Source organism: Burkholderia anthina, assembly GCF_902498995.1.
GTDB lineage: Bacteria > Pseudomonadota > Gammaproteobacteria > Burkholderiales > Burkholderiaceae > Burkholderia > Burkholderia anthina.
In genome coordinates this window covers 40,025-55,191 of the sequence record NZ_CABVLY010000025.1, presented here as the reverse complement: position 1 = coordinate 55,191, position 15,167 = coordinate 40,025, and the positions used below count along the sequence as shown (strand labels likewise).

The 15,167-nt window shown below is 67.2% G+C and carries 15 protein-coding genes; 5 read left to right on the top strand and 10 right to left on the bottom strand.

Annotated features, from left to right (window positions below):
* Positions 1-20: 20 nt before the first annotated feature.
* Together lolD and BME24068_RS27235 are read right to left on the bottom strand one after the other, a co-directional pair.
* Positions 21-779, bottom strand: coding sequence for a lipoprotein-releasing ABC transporter ATP-binding protein LolD (gene lolD / locus BME24068_RS27240; protein ID WP_404822716.1), 759 nt, complete (start codon positions 777-779; stop codon positions 21-23).
* Positions 772-2,025: a lipoprotein-releasing ABC transporter permease subunit gene (locus BME24068_RS27235; protein ID WP_096507248.1), complete on the bottom strand. Its 1,254-nt coding sequence runs from the start codon at positions 2,023-2,025 to the stop codon at positions 772-774. Before BME24068_RS27235 ends, lolD begins: the two co-directional genes overlap by 8 nt.
* A 151-nt stretch (positions 2,026-2,176) precedes the next feature.
* Between BME24068_RS27235 and BME24068_RS27230 the strand changes: the two genes are divergently transcribed.
* The 5 genes from BME24068_RS27230 (at position 2,177) to BME24068_RS27210 (ending at position 8,904) form a co-directional block, all read left to right on the top strand.
* Positions 2,177-3,253 carry a regulator gene (locus BME24068_RS27230; RefSeq protein WP_174927931.1) on the top strand — a complete coding sequence of 359 codons (1,077 nt, stop codon included), beginning with the start codon at positions 2,177-2,179 and terminating at the stop codon, positions 3,251-3,253.
* A gap of 10 nt (positions 3,254-3,263) precedes the next feature.
* Positions 3,264-4,961 carry a single-stranded-DNA-specific exonuclease RecJ gene (gene recJ / locus BME24068_RS27225; protein ID WP_174927930.1) on the top strand — a complete coding sequence of 566 codons (1,698 nt, stop codon included), beginning with the start codon at positions 3,264-3,266 and terminating at the stop codon, positions 4,959-4,961.
* Between the two features lie 153 nt (positions 4,962-5,114).
* A protein-coding gene (gene prfB / locus BME24068_RS27220; RefSeq protein ID WP_096507246.1) for a peptide chain release factor 2 occupies positions 5,115-6,219 on the top strand; the annotation gives its coding sequence in 2 pieces (ribosomal slippage) (positions 5,115-5,195 and positions 5,197-6,219; 1,104 coding nt in all).
* 83 nt (positions 6,220-6,302) lie between these two features.
* Positions 6,303-7,829 carry a lysine--tRNA ligase gene (lysS, locus tag BME24068_RS27215; protein WP_096507245.1) on the top strand — a complete coding sequence of 509 codons (1,527 nt, stop codon included), beginning with the start codon at positions 6,303-6,305 and terminating at the stop codon, positions 7,827-7,829.
* Positions 7,830-8,178: 349 nt separating this feature from the next.
* Positions 8,179-8,904 (top strand): glycine zipper 2TM domain-containing protein, encoded by a 726-nt coding sequence (locus BME24068_RS27210; protein ID WP_096507244.1) that lies wholly within the window; start codon positions 8,179-8,181, stop codon positions 8,902-8,904.
* Positions 8,905-8,993: 89 nt separating this feature from the next.
* Here the strand turns inward: BME24068_RS27210 and iscX are convergent, their stop codons facing one another.
* The 8 genes from iscX to iscR form a co-directional block, all read right to left on the bottom strand.
* Positions 8,994-9,203, bottom strand: coding sequence for a Fe-S cluster assembly protein IscX (gene iscX / locus BME24068_RS27205; protein WP_096507243.1), 210 nt, complete (start codon positions 9,201-9,203; stop codon positions 8,994-8,996).
* Positions 9,204-9,279: 76 nt separating this feature from the next.
* Positions 9,280-9,621: an ISC system 2Fe-2S type ferredoxin gene (gene fdx, locus BME24068_RS27200; RefSeq protein WP_096507242.1), complete on the bottom strand. Its 342-nt coding sequence runs from the start codon at positions 9,619-9,621 to the stop codon at positions 9,280-9,282.
* An 88-nt stretch (positions 9,622-9,709) separates the two neighbouring features.
* Entirely contained in the window at positions 9,710-11,578 is a 1,869-nt protein-coding gene (gene hscA / locus BME24068_RS27195; RefSeq protein ID WP_174927929.1) for a Fe-S protein assembly chaperone HscA, read from the bottom strand.
* A 54-nt stretch (positions 11,579-11,632) separates the two neighbouring features.
* Positions 11,633-12,160, bottom strand: coding sequence for a Fe-S protein assembly co-chaperone HscB (gene hscB / locus BME24068_RS27190; protein WP_096507333.1), 528 nt, complete (start codon positions 12,158-12,160; stop codon positions 11,633-11,635).
* A 94-nt stretch (positions 12,161-12,254) separates the two neighbouring features.
* A complete protein-coding gene (gene iscA / locus BME24068_RS27185) occupies positions 12,255-12,578 on the bottom strand; it encodes an iron-sulfur cluster assembly protein IscA (protein ID WP_011885413.1) in 324 nt (107 codons plus the stop codon).
* A gap of 169 nt (positions 12,579-12,747) precedes the next feature.
* Positions 12,748-13,155 (bottom strand): Fe-S cluster assembly scaffold IscU, encoded by a 408-nt coding sequence (gene iscU / locus BME24068_RS27180; protein ID WP_006754131.1) that lies wholly within the window; start codon positions 13,153-13,155, stop codon positions 12,748-12,750.
* Positions 13,156-13,223: 68 nt separating this feature from the next.
* Positions 13,224-14,447 carry an IscS subfamily cysteine desulfurase gene (locus BME24068_RS27175; protein WP_096507240.1) on the bottom strand — a complete coding sequence of 408 codons (1,224 nt, stop codon included), beginning with the start codon at positions 14,445-14,447 and terminating at the stop codon, positions 13,224-13,226.
* 75 nt (positions 14,448-14,522) lie between these two features.
* The gene (gene iscR, locus BME24068_RS27170) at positions 14,523-15,062 is read right to left on the bottom strand and encodes a Fe-S cluster assembly transcriptional regulator IscR (protein ID WP_096507239.1); all 540 of its coding nucleotides are present in this window, start codon (positions 15,060-15,062) and stop codon (positions 14,523-14,525) included.
* Between the last annotated feature and the right edge of the window lie 105 nt (positions 15,063-15,167).

Here is a 15,167-nt window from a genome sequence, read left to right as displayed (position 1 = left end):
AGCCCGGCGCGGACGTTCGTTTACACCGGCAGCGCCGGCTCCTCGTACAGCACGCCGTCGCGCAGGCGCATGATGCGGTCGCAGCGCGCGGCGAGCTCGGGATCGTGCGTGACGATCACGAAACTCGTTTCGAGCGTCTCGGACAATTCGAGCATCAGGTTGAACACCGTATCGGCCGTCCCGCCGTCGAGGTTCCCGGTCGGTTCGTCGGCGAGTACGCACGCCGGCTTCGTCACCAGTGCGCGCGCGATCGCGACACGCTGGCGTTCGCCGCCTGACAGTTCGCCCGGCCGGTGTTTCGCACGCGGGCCGAGACCGACACGCTCGAGCATCGCCTGTGCCTGCTCGCGCGCGTCCTCGGTGGTCATCCGGCGGATGCGCAGCGGCATCGCGACGTTGTCGAGCGCGGTGAATTCCGGCAACAGGTGATGGAACTGGTAGACGAAGCCGAGCGCGTGATTGCGCAGCTCGTTGCGCTCGCGCTCGGCGAGCTGCGTAAACGGCTTGCCGAGCAGCGACACCTCGCCCGCGCTCGGTTCGTCGAGGCCACCCAGCACGTGCAGCAGCGTGCTCTTGCCCGAGCCGGACGCGCCCACCACCGCGAGCTTCTCGCCGCGCCGCACCGTCAGCTCGGTGTTGTTGAGCACCTGCACGTTGAAGCCGCCCTGCACGAACGCCTTCGTGATCCCGCGCGCCTGAAGCACGTATTCCTGCATACCTGCCGAATCCTGTCTGATGGGTTGTCGTGAGTCCGCGAACGCGGTCGCGCGGTCATTCATAGCGGAGCGCCTCCGCCGGCTTCACCTTCGCGCCGCGCCAGCTCGGATAGAGCGTCGCGACGGCCGACAGCGCGAACGCGATGAGGCCGATCCTGATCACGTCGCTCGCGACGAGCTCGGACGGCAGCTCGCTGATGAAGTACACCGACGGCGGCAGGAACTGCACGCCGAACAGATGCTCGATCATCGGGATCAGCCACGGAATGCTCCACGCGATCAGGCAGCCGAGCGCGACGCCCGTCGCGGTGCCGACGAAGCCGATCGTCACGCCCTGCACGACGAAGATCTTCATGATCGAGCCCGGCTGCGCGCCGAGCGTGCGCAGGATCGCGATGTCGGCCTGCTTGTTGGTCACGGTCATCACGAGCGACGACACGAGGTTGAATGCGGCCACCGCGATGATCAGCGTGAGGATGATGAACATCATCCGCTTCTCGATCTGCACGGCCGAGAACCACGTCTTGTTCTGTTGGGTCCAGTCGCGGATGTACAGGCTGCCCGACAGCGTATGCGACAGTTCGACCGCGACCTGCGGCGCCTTCTGCATGTCGGTAAGCCGCAGCCGCACGCCGGTCGGCGCCGTCATCCGGAACAGCGCCTCCGCGTCGCGGATGTTGATCATCGCGAGCGTGCTGTCGTATTCGTAGTGGCCCGACTCGAACACGCCGACGACCGTGAACTGCTTGAGCCGCGGCATCATGCCGGCCGGCGTGATCGTGCCTTCGGGCGCGACGAGCGTGACCTTGTCGCCGACCGTCACGCCGAGGTTGCCGGCGAGCGCGTCGCCGAGCACGATGCCGAACTGGCCGGGTACGAGCGCGCTCAACTGGCCCGCCTTCATGTCCTTGCCGATGTCCGACACCTGCGGCTCGAGCGACGGCTCGACGCCGCGCAGCATCACGCCGCTCACCGCGTCCTGGCGCGTGAGCAGCGCCTGCGCGTCGACGTACGGCGCCGCGCCGATCACCTCGTGATTGCGGCGCGCTTCCTGCGCGGTCAGTTGCCAGTCGGGCATCGAGCCGGTCGGCGAGAACACCTCGACGTGCGCGAGCACCGACAGCATGCGGTCGCGCACCTCCTTCTGGAAGCCGTTCATCACCGACAGCACGACGATCAGCGCCGCGACGCCGAGCGCGATCCCGAGCATCGAAACGAGGGCGATGAAGGAAATGAAGCCGTTGCCGGTCGTGCGTTTGCCGGCGCGCGTGTAGCGCCAGCCGATCTGCCATTCGTACGGAAGTTTCAAGCGAATCCTTTCTGCTGGTTACGGCGGGGAAGCGGCCCGCGGCCGGACCGCCGTCCGGCGGCGCCCCGCCGGCCGGGCGCGGTCGAAAAAACGGTCGCCGGACGCAATCGGGCCGTCAGCCGGCCCGATCACGCGCGCAGTTTGCCATACAATGCGCACCATCATGCACGACCGACGCCTCCATTTTCTCGTTCCGTTCGCGCTGCCGTCGGCGGCCGATGCGGCCTCGTCCCTGCACACCCTGGACAGTCCCGCGCTCGAAAAGTTGCTCGCCCGCGCGAGCCTCGTCGAGCGCGTGACCGGCGAAGACTTCCAGCGCACGCTGCCGCACGAGCGCTGGCTGGCCCGCCAGTTCGGCGCGACCCAGGGCAACGCCGCCGACGAAGCGCCGCTCGCGCCCTACATGCTGCTGGCGGACGGCGGCGACCCGGGCACGCAGGCCTGGGCCTGCGTGGAACCCGTGCACGTCGAAATCGCGCACGATCACCTCGTGCTCGTCGATCCGTCGAGCCTCGCGCTCGACGACGGCGACGCGGCCGCGTTGCTGGCCGTCGCGCGGCCGCTGATCGAGGAGCTCGGCGTGCGGCTCGAAGCGCCGCAGCCGTCGCGCTGGTATCTGTCGAGCGAACAGCTCGCCCGCCTCGCCGGCGCCGCGCCGCTGCGCGCCAGCGGCCGCAACATCGAGATCTGGCTGCCGCACGAGGCACACACCGGCGAACGCTCGCGGATGTGGATGAAGCTGCAGAACGAGGTGCAGATGGCCTGGTTCCAGCATCCGGTCAACGAAGCCCGCGAGGCGCGCGGCCTGCCCGCCGTCAATACGATCTGGTTCCACGCGCAAGGCACGCTGAAGCCGGTCGGCAAACCGTTCGGGCGCGTGCTGTCCGCGTCGCCCGCGGCGCTCGGCCTCGCGCGCGCGGCGCAAGCCGACACGGGTGCGCCGCCGGCCGCGTTCGGCGCGCTGCCCGCCGCCGCCGGTGCGACGCTCGTCGAGTTGCCGGCGCTGACCACCCCGTTCATCGAACAGGACTGGGCGCGCTGGCACGACACGCTCGCCGCGCTCGAGCGCGACTGGTTCGCGCCGGCGCTGGCCGCGCTGCAGCACGGCGAGCTGGCGAGCGTCGATTTCACGCTGTGCGGCGACACGAGCTCCGTGACGCTGCACGCGACGCGCGGCGACCTGCGCAAGTTCTGGCGCCGCCGCGCGCTGGCGTCCCTGTTCGAATAACCAGACCTGTATGACCCGGATCGTTACCCGCCCCGTCGCCCCCGCCGACGCAGAAGCGCTCGCGCGCCACGGCCTGCACCCCGTCCTCGCACGCCTGTACGCGTCGCGCGGCGTGCAGTCGCCGGCCGACATCGAAACGGCGCTCGCGCGCCTCGTCCCGCCCACCGAACTGAAGGGCTGCGCGGACGCCGCTTCGCTGCTCGCCGACGCGATCGCCGACAAGCGGCGCCTGCTCGTCGTCGCCGACTACGACTGCGACGGCGCGACGGCCTGCGCGGTCGCGGTGCGCGGCCTGCGGATGTTCGGCGCGCAGATCGACTATCTCGTGCCGAACCGCTTCGAATACGGCTACGGGCTCACGCCCGAGATCGTCGAACTCGCGGCCGCACGCAAGCCCGACCTGCTGATTACCGTCGACAACGGGATCGCGAGCGTCACGGGCGTCGAAGCCGCGAATGCGCGCGGCATCGACGTGCTCGTGACCGACCACCACCTGCCCGGCGATGCACTGCCCGCCGCGCGCGCGATCGTCAACCCGAACCAGCCCGGCTGCGCGTTCCCGAGCAAGCACCTCGCCGGGGTCGGCGTGATGTTCTACGTGCTGCTCGCGCTGCGCGCCGAACTGCGCCGTCGCGGCGCGTTCGCGAGCAAGGAGGCCGAGCCGCGTCTGGACGGGCTGCTCGACCTCGTCGCGCTCGGCACCGTCGCCGACGTCGTGCGGCTCGACGGCAACAACCGGGTGCTCGTCGCGCAGGGGCTGCAGCGTATCCGCAACGGCCGCATGCAGCCGGGCATCGCCGCGCTGTTCCGCGCCGCCGCCCGCGAGGCGCGCACCGCATCGGGCTTCGATCTCGGCTTCGGCCTCGGCCCGCGCCTGAACGCCGCCGGACGGCTCTCCGACATGTCGCTCGGCATCGAGTGCCTGATCACCGACGACATCGGCCGTGCGTGGGACCTCGCGCAGCAGCTCGACGTGATGAACCGCGAGCGCCGCGAGATCGAGGCCGGCATGCAGCAGCAGGCGCTCGCCGATCTCGCCGACGTCGACCCGGCCGACGCGTGCACCATCACGCTGTTCAATCCCGAATGGCACCAGGGCGTGATCGGGATCGTCGCCGGCCGGCTCAAGGAGAAATTCCACCGCCCGTCGTTCACGTTCGCGCACGCGGACGAAGCCGGCACGCGGGTCAAGGGCTCGGGCCGGTCGATTCCCGGGTTCCACCTGCGCGATGCGCTCGATCTCGTGTCGAAGCGCGAGCCCGACCTGATCGTCGCATTCGGCGGCCACGCGATGGCGGCCGGCCTCACGCTCGACACCGACAACGTGCCGCGCTTCGCGGCCGCGTTCGAGGCGGTCGCGCGCGAGTGGCTGTCCGACGATGCGCTCGCGCGCGTGATCGAGACCGACGGCGAACTCGAGGAAGCGTATTTCACGCCGCAGTTCGTCGGGCTGCTCGACGAGGCCGTGTGGGGCCAGGGCTTTCCGGCCCCGCTTTTCTCCGGCGAATTCGACGTCGTGTCGCAGTCGCTCGTGAAGGAAAAGCACCTGAAGCTGCAACTGGCGCGCGGGCGCCAGCGCTTCAACGCGATCTGGTTCAACCACACCGAGCCGCTGCCGGCGAGCGCCCTGATCGCGTACCGCCTCGTGGCCGACACGTGGAACGGCGTGACGCGCGTCCAGCTGATCGTCGAGCACGCGGCCGGCTGAACGCCGGCGCGGCGGCCCAAGGCCCGCGCAAAGCGCATGCGCGCCGCGCCGGACGGGGCTGCGGCATGCATGCCGGCACAGTCCGCGTCACCGGGAAACCCCGCCGATCGGCTATAATTCCGCTTTTTTACGAAGCAAGAAAAGCGAACGATCATGGAAGCGGAACGTCTCAACGCGATCGAAAGCTCCCTGCTCGACCTGCGCAATCGCGCGGGCGAGCTTCGGGGGTATCTTTGACTACGACGCCAAAGCTGCGCGTCTGACCGAAGTCAACAAGGAACTCGAAGACCCGAACGTCTGGAACGATTCGAAGAACGCCCAGGCGCTCGGCCGCGAGAAGAAGCTGCTCGAAGGCGTCGTCTCGACGCTGACGGTGCTCGATAGCGACCTGCGCGATGCGCTCGACCTGTTCGAGCTGGCACGCGAGGAAGGCGACGAAGACACCCTCGTCGCGTCCGAAGACGACGCGAAGAAGCTCGAAGCGCGCGTCGGCGACATCGAATTCCGCCGGATGTTCTCGAACCCGGCCGATCCGAACAACTGCTTCATCGACATCCAGGCCGGCGCCGGCGGCACCGAGGCGTGCGACTGGGCGTCGATGCTGCTGCGCCAGTACCTGCGCTACTGCGAACGCAAGGGCTTCAAGGCCGAAGTGCTCGAAGAGTCCGACGGCGACGTCGCCGGCATCAAGAACGCGACGGTCAAGGTCACGGGCGAATACGCTTACGGCTTCCTGCGCACCGAAACGGGCATCCACCGCCTCGTGCGCAAGTCGCCGTTCGACTCGTCGGGCGGCCGCCACACGTCGTTCTCGTCGGTGTTCGTGTATCCGGAAATCGACGACTCGATCGAGGTCGAGGTCAACCCGGCCGACCTGCGCATCGACACGTACCGCGCATCGGGCGCGGGCGGCCAGCACATCAACAAGACCGACTCGGCCGTGCGGATCACGCACATGCCGACCGGCATCGTCGTGCAGTGCCAGAACGACCGCTCGCAGCACCGCAACCGCGCCGAAGCGATGGCGATGCTGAAATCGCGCCTGTACGAAGCCGAAATGCGCAAGCGCCAGGCCGAGCAGGACAAGCTCGAATCGAGCAAGACCGATGTGGGCTGGGGCCATCAGATCCGCTCGTACGTGCTCGACCAGAGCCGCGTGAAGGACCTGCGCACGAACGTCGAAATGAGCAATACACGAGCCGTGCTCGACGGCGATCTCGACGACTTCATCAGCGCGAGCCTCAAACAGGGCGTGTAAGCGCCGCAGTGCGGCCCGTCCAGGCCGCGCCGTCCTTGCCCTTCCCGTTGGCGTTGCCGCACCCACTCCGAATTCCGACCATCATGACCGAACCGACTCAAACGCAGCCCGCCGTCGCGGCGGACGAAAACCAGATCATCGCCGAGCGCCGCGAGAAGCTGCGCGCGTTGCGCGAGCAAGGCGTCGCCTATCCGAACGATTTCCGGCCGACGCATCACGCCGCCGATCTCCAGGTGAAATTCGCCGACTCGGACAAGGCCGCGCTCGAAGCCGAGCAGGTCGAGGTATCGGTCGCCGGCCGCATGATGCTCAAGCGCGTGATGGGCAAGGCGAGCTTCGCGACGGTGCAGGACGGCTCGGGCCAGATCCAGTTCTTCGTGACGCCGAACGACGTCGGCGCGGAAACCTACGACGCATTCAAGAAGTGGGATCTCGGCGACATCGTCGCCGCGCGCGGCGTGCTGTTCCGCACCAACAAGGGCGAGCTGTCGGTCCAGTGCAAGGAACTGCGTCTGCTGTCGAAGGCGCTGCGGCCGCTGCCGGACAAGTTCCACGGCCTCGCCGACCAGGAAATGCGTTATCGCCAGCGCTACGTCGACCTGATCGTCACGCCGGAAACGCGCGACACGTTCCGCGCGCGTACCCGCACGATCGCGTCGATCCGCAAATTCATGGACAACGCCGAGTTCATGGAAGTCGAAACGCCGATGCTGCACCCGATCCCGGGCGGCGCGGCGGCCAAGCCGTTCGTCACGCATCACAACGCGCTCGACATGCAGATGTTCCTGCGCATCGCGCCGGAGCTGTACCTGAAGCGCCTGATCGTCGGCGGCTTCGAACGCGTGTTCGAGATCAACCGCAACTTCCGGAACGAAGGCGTGTCGCCGCGCCACAACCCGGAATTCACGATGATGGAGTTCTATGCCGCGTACACCGATTACCGCTGGCTGATGGACTTCACCGAGCAACTGATCCGCCAGGCGGCGATCGATGCGCTCGGCACCGCGACGATCCAGTACCAGGGCCGCGAGCTCGACCTCGCGAAGCCGTTCCACCGCCTGACGATCACGCAGGCGATCCAGAAATACGCGCCGCAGTACACCGACGGCCAGCTGTCGGACGACGCGTTCCTGCGCACCGAACTGAAGCGCCTGGGCGTCGACGTGTCGCAACCGGCCTTCCTGAACGCCGGCATCGGCGCACTGCAGCTCGCGCTGTTCGAGGAAACGGCCGAAGCGCAGCTGTGGGAGCCGACCTACATCATCGACTACCCGGTCGAGGTGTCGCCGCTCGCGCGCGCATCGGACACGGTGCCGGGCATCACCGAGCGTTTCGAGCTGTTCATGACCGGCCGCGAGATCGCGAACGGCTTCTCGGAGCTGAACGATCCGGAAGACCAGGCTGCGCGCTTCAAGAAGCAGGTCGAGCAGAAGGATGCGGGCGACGAGGAAGCGATGTTCTTCGACGCCGACTACATCCGCGCGCTCGAACACGGGATGCCTCCGACGGGCGGCTGCGGGATCGGCATCGACCGTCTCGTGATGCTGCTGACCGACAGCCCGACGATCCGCGACGTGCTGCTGTTCCCGCACCTGCGCCGCGAAGACTGACGGCCTGACCCGCGTGTGCGCCGCGCCTCGTGGCGCGCACGCGTCGGCTTTGTAACCGCGCGTAAATCCCGCCTGCCGGCGCCCGCCGGCTTTCGATCCTTCCCCGTTTTATTCTCACGCCGCAACGACCTTCCCCGGGTTTTCCCGGCCGCGATCGCCTGCGCGCCACTGCAATTCGTTACACCTTGATACGGTACCCTCCTCCCCGGTGGATGACACTCCCGTTGCGTCACCACGCATGACCACGGGACCAGAACGAAGCGCCGGAACGCCGAGTCTGCTCGATCCCGACGCGTGGGATCCGCCCCGACGCCAACGTGCAGGGGCCGGGTCGACACCGGAGAAAAAAATGGACAACCAGAATCAAGCCACACCGCAAAAGCAACGCCTCCACCCGCTCGTCGCCACCGCCGCCGGTGCCGTCATCGTCGCCAGCCTCGCCGCGACAGCCGCGATCACGGGCATCTTTCCGAAGGCCAGCAGCAACGAACAGAACACCACCCAGACCCAGGCCGCGCTGATCGCATCGCAGCCGGCCGTCGACACGGCCGCGGCAGCCAGCACTGCCCTCGCCGCTCAGGCACAGCAGCAGGCAGCCGAGCTGGCCGCGCAGCAAAAGGCAGCCGCGCAGGCCGCACCGAAGCCCGCGCCGCGCCCGGTGGCAACGCATCATCGCCACACGCCGGCGCCGCAGCCGCCGCAATATGCGCAGCAACCGTACGCGCCCGCGCAGCCGACGTATTGCCAGTCTTGCGGCACGATCGTCGCGATCACGGAGAGCCGTACGCCGGGCCAGAGCTCGGGGATCGGCGCGGTCGGCGGCGCAGCGGCCGGCGGCCTGCTCGGCAACCAGTTCGGTCACGGCAACGGCCGCACCGCGATGACGATCATCGGCGCACTGGGCGGCGGTCTGGCCGGCAACCAGGTCGAAAAGCAGGTGCGCGCGGAAACCGACTATCAGGTGCAGGTACAGATGGAGAGCGGCGCGACGCGCACGTTCACGTACCACAACGCACCGCCGTTCGGCCAGGGCCAGCGCGTGCGGATCGAGAACGGTACGCTGGTCGGCGCATGACGCACCGCGCGGCAACGAAAAAGGCTCGTGAAGATCACGAGCCTTTTCTTTTTGCGGGAGCCGCACGAGCGCCGATGCCGGCGCGAATCTCAGTCTTCGTCGTCGAAGTCGGATTCGTCGATCCAGTGGGCCTGGATCGCCTCGAGAATCTTCTCGCCCGAGTGGGAAGGATCGTCGTCGAAGCCGTCGAGTTCGATCACCCATTGGCGCAGGTCGACGAAATTGATCCGCTGCGGATCGATGTCCGGATGCTTGTCTGCAAGCGCGATGGCGACCTCGCGCGAATCGGTCCATTTCATGGCCTGCTCTCCCGTGTAGGTGGCGGGTCCGCCGGGCGCGGCAACCATGCCGTGCGCCGCCCGGCCCGCCGATCCGTCAGTGATTTTCCTTCGCGTGGTTGATCGAGTACTTCGGAATCTCGACCACCAGGTCCGACTCTTCCGTCACGATCGCCTGGCACGACAGGCGCGACGTCGGCTCGAGGCCCCACGCCTTGTCGAGCAGGTCGTCTTCGTCCTCGTCGGACGGCTCGAGATCGTTGAAGCCCTCGCGAATCACCACGTGGCAGGTCGTGCACGCGCACGACTTTTCGCACGCATGCTCGATCTCGATCCCGTTGTCGAGCAGGTTGTCGCAAATACTCTTGCCGGGCGTCGCGTCGATCACTGCGCCGTCCGGGCACAGTTCGACGTGAGGCAGCACCACCAGTTGAGGCATGTCCGTTCCGTCAGTCAGGGTGCGGCGGCGGGCGCCGCACGGTTCAATATCGCGCGGGCCGTCGCCGGCCCGCATGCAGGTCGTTCGTTCAGATCTCGTCGAGCCGTCGGCCCGACAGTGCGCGCTTGATGCTCTTGTCCATCCGGCGCGCCGCGAATTCGTCGGTGCCGTCGGCCAGCGCCTTGGTCGCGGTTTCGATCGCGCCTGCATCGTCGCCCTGCGCGATCGCGCTCAGCGCCGCGACGAGCGCATCGACCTGCGTCCGTTCGGCCGCGTCGAGCAGTTCGCCGTCGGCCGCGAGCGCTGCCTGCGTCGCCTCGATCATCCGCTGGGCTTCGACCTGCGCTTCGCGCAGCGCGCGGGCGCGCATGTCGATCTCGGCGGTCTTGAAGCTGTCCTCGAGCATCTTCGCGATGTCGTCGTCGGCCAGGCCGTACGACGGCTTCACGACGACCGATGCCTCGACGCCCGAATGCTGCTCGCGTGCGAACACCGACAGCAGCCCGTCCGCATCGACCTGATAGGTCACGCGGATACGCGCCGCACCGGCCGTCATCGGCGGGATGCCGCGCAGCTCGAAGCGCGCGAGCGACCGGCAGTCGGCGACGAGCTCGCGCTCGCCCTGCACGACGTGGATCGCCATCGCGGTCTGGCCGTCCTTGAAGGTCGTGAATTCCTGCGCGCGCGCGATCGGAATCGTCGAGTTGCGCGGAATGATCTTCTCGACGAGGCCGCCCATCGTCTCGACGCCGAGCGACAGCGGGATCACGTCGAGCAGCAGCCAGTCGTCGCCGCTGCCGCGATTGCCGGCAAGCAGGTCAGCCTGGATCGCCGCGCCGAGCGCGACGACCTGGTCCGGATCGAGATTGACGAGCGGCGGCTGGCCGAAATGTTTCGCGACCGCATCGCGGATCACCGGCATGCGCGTCGCGCCGCCGACGAGCACGACACCCTTGATGTCGGCCGGGCTCACCTGCGCGTCGCGCAGGGCCTTGCGGGTCGGCGTCAGCGTACGCTGGACGAGCGGCTCGACGAGCGCGGCAAACGTGTCGTGCGAGATCGTCTGCACGAGATGCGCACCGCTCGACAGCGTCACGTCGAGCGACGCCTGCGGCGCGGACGACAGCGCTTCCTTCAGCACGCGCACGCGGTCGAGCAGCAGGCGTACGTCCTCCGGCGCGAGCGTCTGTGCGTCGATGCCAGCCTGCGCGAGCACGTGGCCGAACAGCGCATGGTCGAAATCGTCGCCGCCGAGCGCGGAATCGCCGCCCGCGGCCAGCACTTCGAACACGCCCTTCGTCAGCTTCAGGATCGACAGGTCGAACGTGCCGCCGCCGAGGTCGTATACCGCGTACAGGCCTTCGGCCGCGTTATCCAGGCCGTAGGCGATCGCCGCCGCGGTCGGTTCGTTCAGCAGGCGCAGCACGTTCAGGCCTGCGAGACGCGCGGCGTCCTTGGTCGCCTGGCGCTGCGCGTCGTCGAAGTACGCCGGCACCGTGATGACCGCGCCGACCAGCTCGTCGCCGAGCGTATCTTCCGCGCGGTAGCGCAGCGTCGCGAGAATCTCGGCCGACACTTCGACCGGGCTCTTCACGCCGTCGATCGTGCGGATCTGCACCATGCCCGGCGCATCGACAAATTCGTACGGCGCGTTCGCCGCGCCTTCGACCTCGGCCTTGCCACGGCCCATGAAGCGCTTGACCGACACGATCGTGTTGCGCGGATCGGTCGCGGCCTGTTCCTTCGCTTCGTGGCCGATGCGGCGGCCGCCCTTCTCCAGATAACGGACCACCGACGGCAGCAGCGCGCGGCCCGCTTCGTCCGGCAGGACTTCGGGCACGCTGCTGCGCACCGCGGCGACGAGCGAGTTCGTCGTGCCGAGATCGATCCCGACAGCGAGTCGCCGCTGATGCGGCGCCGGCGCCATGCCCGGTTCGGAAATTTGCAGTAAAGCCATCTTGGTTCGTTCGGGCGCTCGGCCCGTTTGCTGCGCGTGCCGCAAGGCACGCGGTTAAGTTTCGAGACGCTCGATCTGCGCGCCCACTTCCGACGCGACCCGCTCGATGAACATCAACTGGCGCACGGCCTCCGCGGCGGCCTGATCGGCACCGCTGTCGAGCAGCGTGCCGAGGCGTTCGAGACGCACGCGCTTTTCGCCGCGCAGTTCGGCGAGCAGCGCATCGAGCGCGTCGACGTTGCGAGCAGCCGCGGCATCCTCGATGCCTTCGCGCCACTCCATCTGCTGCATCAGGAACGCGGGCTCCATCGCGGTGTTGTTCTCGGCACCGATGTCGACGCCGCGCAGCGACAGCAGATAGGTCGCGCGCTTCAGCGGATCGCGCAGCGTGCGGTACGCCTCGTTCGCACGGGTCGCCCATTGCATCGCGATACGCTTTTGCGCGTCGCCGGCCGCCGCGAAGCGGTCCGGGTGCACCTGCGTCTGCACCGTGCGATATGCGCTGTCGAGCGCCGCCTCGTCGAGCGCGAATTGCGCCGGCAGGTGAAACAGATCGAAGTGGCTGTCTTTCAGCGAAACCATCGTCGCGTTCAATTCCGGTTCGTCGCGCGGCAAACGCCGCACATTAAAAAGGCGGCCCGTGCCGCCTCTTGCCCGCATCGCGCGGAAACCCGCGTCACACGCGGAACGATTCGCCGCAGCCGCACTCGTCCTTCACGTTCGGGTTGTTGAACTTGAACCCTTCGTTCAGGCCTTCGCGCGCGAAGTCCAGCTCGGTGCCGTCGATATACGCGAGGCTTTTCGGGTCGACGACGACCTTCACGCCATGGCTCTCGAACACCTGATCCTCGGGAGCCAGCTCGTCGACATACTCGAGCTTGTACGCGAGCCCCGAGCACCCGGTCGTGCGAACGCCAAGCCGCAGGCCCACACCCTTGCCGCGACGGACGAGGTATTTCTGGACGTGCTGTGCTGCTTTTTCGGTCAGTGTAATTGCCATGATGTCCTTGCCGCGGCGCGCCCCAAAGGGCTGCCGCGTTCCGTCTAAGCGCCCCAAACCTGTCGCTGCGCGCCAGGCCCCCCGAGGGGGTCATCCCCCAAGGGGACTTCCTGCGGGGCGAAAAACTTGGGGCGGCCCGGCGTTTTCCTGCGAAGCCGCTCGATGCCGCTCAGGCTGCTGCCTGATCGCCTTCCGTGGTGTCGTGACGCTTCTTGTAGTCGGCCACGGCTGCCTTGATCGCGTCTTCCGCGAGAATCGAGCAGTGAATCTTCACCGGCGGCAGGGCCAGCTCTTCGGCGATCTGCGTGTTCTTGATCGACAGCGCTTCGTCGAGCGTCTTGCCCTTCACCCACTCGGTCACGAGCGAGCTCGACGCGATGGCCGAACCGCAGCCGTACGTCTTGAACTTCGCGTCTTCGATCACGCCGTCCGCGCCGACGCGGATCTGCAGCTTCATCACGTCGCCGCAGGCCGGCGCGCCGACCATGCCCGTGCCGACCGCGTCGTCGTCTTTCGCGAACGAACCGACGTTACGCGGGTTTTCGTAGTGATCCAGAACCTTGTTGCTGTAAGACATGACTCAGACTCCTTGACTCGTTACGTCTGCGCGCGCGAATCCGCCCGCGAATGTATTGGATGCGGCGTTCAGTGTGCGGCCCATTCGATCGTCGACAGATCGATGCCTTCCTGGTGCATTTCCCAGAGCGGCGACAGCTCGCGCAGCTTCGCGATCTTGCTGTTCAGCAGATCGATCACGAAGTCGACTTCCTGCTCCGTCGTGAAGCGGCCGACCGTGAAGCGGATCGAGCTGTGCGCCAGTTCGTCGTTGCGGCCGAGCGCACGCAGCACGTACGACGGCTCCAGCGACGCCGACGTGCACGCCGAACCCGACGACACCGCGACGTCCTTGATCGCCATGATCAGCGACTCGCCTTCGACGAAGTTGAAACTGATGTTGAGGTTGTGCGGGATACGGTGCTCGAGGTCGCCGTTCACGTACGTTTCCTCGATTTGCGACAGGCCGCGCAGCAGCTTGTCGCGCAGCATGCGGATGCGCTCGTTCTCGGTCGCCATTTCTTCGCGCGCGATGCGGAACGCTTCGCCCATGCCGACGATCTGGTGCGTCGGCAGCGTGCCCGAACGCATCCCGCGCTCGTGACCGCCGCCGTGCATCTGCGCTTCGATGCGCACGCGCGGCTTGCGACGCACGTACAGCGCGCCGATGCCCTTCGGGCCATACGTCTTGTGCGCCGAGAACGACATCAGGTCGACCTTCAGCTTCGCGAGGTCGATCTCGACCTTGCCGGTCGCCTGTGCGGCGTCGACGTGGAACACGATGCCCTTCTCGCGGCAGAGTTCACCGATCGTCTCGATGTCCTGGATCACGCCGATCTCGTTGTTCACGTGCATCACCGACACGAGGATCGTGTCCGGGCGCAGCGCGGCCTTGAGCACGTCGAGGTCGAGGAGGCCGTTGTCCTTCACGTCGAGATAGGTGACTTCGAAGCCGTCGCGCTCGAGCTCGCGGCAGGTGTCGAGCACGGCCTTGTGCTCGGTCTTCACCGTGATGATGTGCTTGCCCTTGCCCTTGTAGAAGTTCGCGGCACCCTTGATCGCCAGGTTGTCCGATTCGGTTGCGCCGGACGTCCAGATGATCTCGCGCGGATCCGCGTTCACGAGCGCAGCCACCTGCTCGCGCGCTTCCTCGACCGCGCGTTCCGCATCCCAGCCGTACGCATGGCTGCGCGACGCCGGGTTGCCGAACTGCTCGCGCAGGTACGGCACCATCTTGTCGACCACGCGCGGGTCGACCGGCGTCGTCGCGCTGTAATCCATGTAGATGGGCAGGTGGAGAGTCTCTTGGGTCATCTGTCGCTCCGGATATTCTGTGCAGGGACTGTGTGCGTTATGGGGTGTGCGGCGGGGTGTGCGGCGCGTTCGCGCTCACGAACTCGCGATGTTGAACACCGAATTGGGGCCGAGGGGCATCGTGCGCACCGGTTCGGCCGGTGCCGCGGCGGGCTCCGACGCGCGCCGGTCGCGCAACACCGTGGGGGCGCCTTCTCGCGCGCGCTGCTGATCAACGAGATCCTGCAGCGACACCGAATCGAGGTATTCGACCATCTTCTGATTCAGGGTCGACCACAGCTCGTGCGTCATGCAATGGCCGTCGGGCTGCTTCGAGCCGTCGCACGTGCCTTTGCCGCCGCACTGCGTGGCGTCGAGCGGTTCATCGACCGCGATGATGATGTCGGCGACGGTGACGTCCTGCGCGCGGCGCGCGAGGTTGTAGCCGCCGCCCGGGCCGCGCACGGATTCGACGATTTCATGCCTGCGCAGCTTGCCGAACAGCTGTTCGAGATACGAGAGCGAAATCCGCTGGCGCTGGCTGATGCCTGCAAGCGTCACCGGGCCCTGCTCCTGGCGCAGTGCCAAGTCAATCATCGCCGTGACGGCGAAACGGCCTTTGGTGGTGAGTCTCATGGTGTCTAGGGGACTGCAATCTTGACGATTTTGGTCAAGTATAAATATTTGACGTTTTTAGTCAAGTATCCATGTCTTTGACAGGGTATTCGCAGACCGCTGAAT

Coding starts and splice junctions, on each gene's coding strand:
- iscX (WP_096507243.1), bottom strand. CDS start 9,203: ATGAAATGGACCGATTCGCGCGAGGTCGCCATCGCGCTTGCAGACAAG.
- lolD (WP_404822716.1), bottom strand. CDS start 779: ATGAATGACCGCGCGACCGCGTTCGCGGACTCACGACAACCCATCAGA.
- hscB (WP_096507333.1), bottom strand. CDS start 12,160: ATGGTTTCGCTGAAAGACAGCCACTTCGATCTGTTTCACCTGCCGGCG.
- iscU (WP_006754131.1), bottom strand. CDS start 13,155: ATGTCTTACAGCAACAAGGTTCTGGATCACTACGAAAACCCGCGTAAC.
- recJ (WP_174927930.1), top strand. CDS start 3,264: ATGACCCGGATCGTTACCCGCCCCGTCGCCCCCGCCGACGCAGAAGCG.
- BME24068_RS27230 (WP_174927931.1), top strand. CDS start 2,177: ATGCGCACCATCATGCACGACCGACGCCTCCATTTTCTCGTTCCGTTC.
- iscR (WP_096507239.1), bottom strand. CDS start 15,062: ATGAGACTCACCACCAAAGGCCGTTTCGCCGTCACGGCGATGATTGAC.
- fdx (WP_096507242.1), bottom strand. CDS start 9,621: ATGCCTCAACTGGTGGTGCTGCCTCACGTCGAACTGTGCCCGGACGGC.
- BME24068_RS27175 (WP_096507240.1), bottom strand. CDS start 14,447: ATGACCCAAGAGACTCTCCACCTGCCCATCTACATGGATTACAGCGCG.
- BME24068_RS27210 (WP_096507244.1), top strand. CDS start 8,179: ATGGACAACCAGAATCAAGCCACACCGCAAAAGCAACGCCTCCACCCG.
- lysS (WP_096507245.1), top strand. CDS start 6,303: ATGACCGAACCGACTCAAACGCAGCCCGCCGTCGCGGCGGACGAAAAC.
- hscA (WP_174927929.1), bottom strand. CDS start 11,578: ATGGCTTTACTGCAAATTTCCGAACCGGGCATGGCGCCGGCGCCGCAT.
- iscA (WP_011885413.1), bottom strand. CDS start 12,578: ATGGCAATTACACTGACCGAAAAAGCAGCACAGCACGTCCAGAAATAC.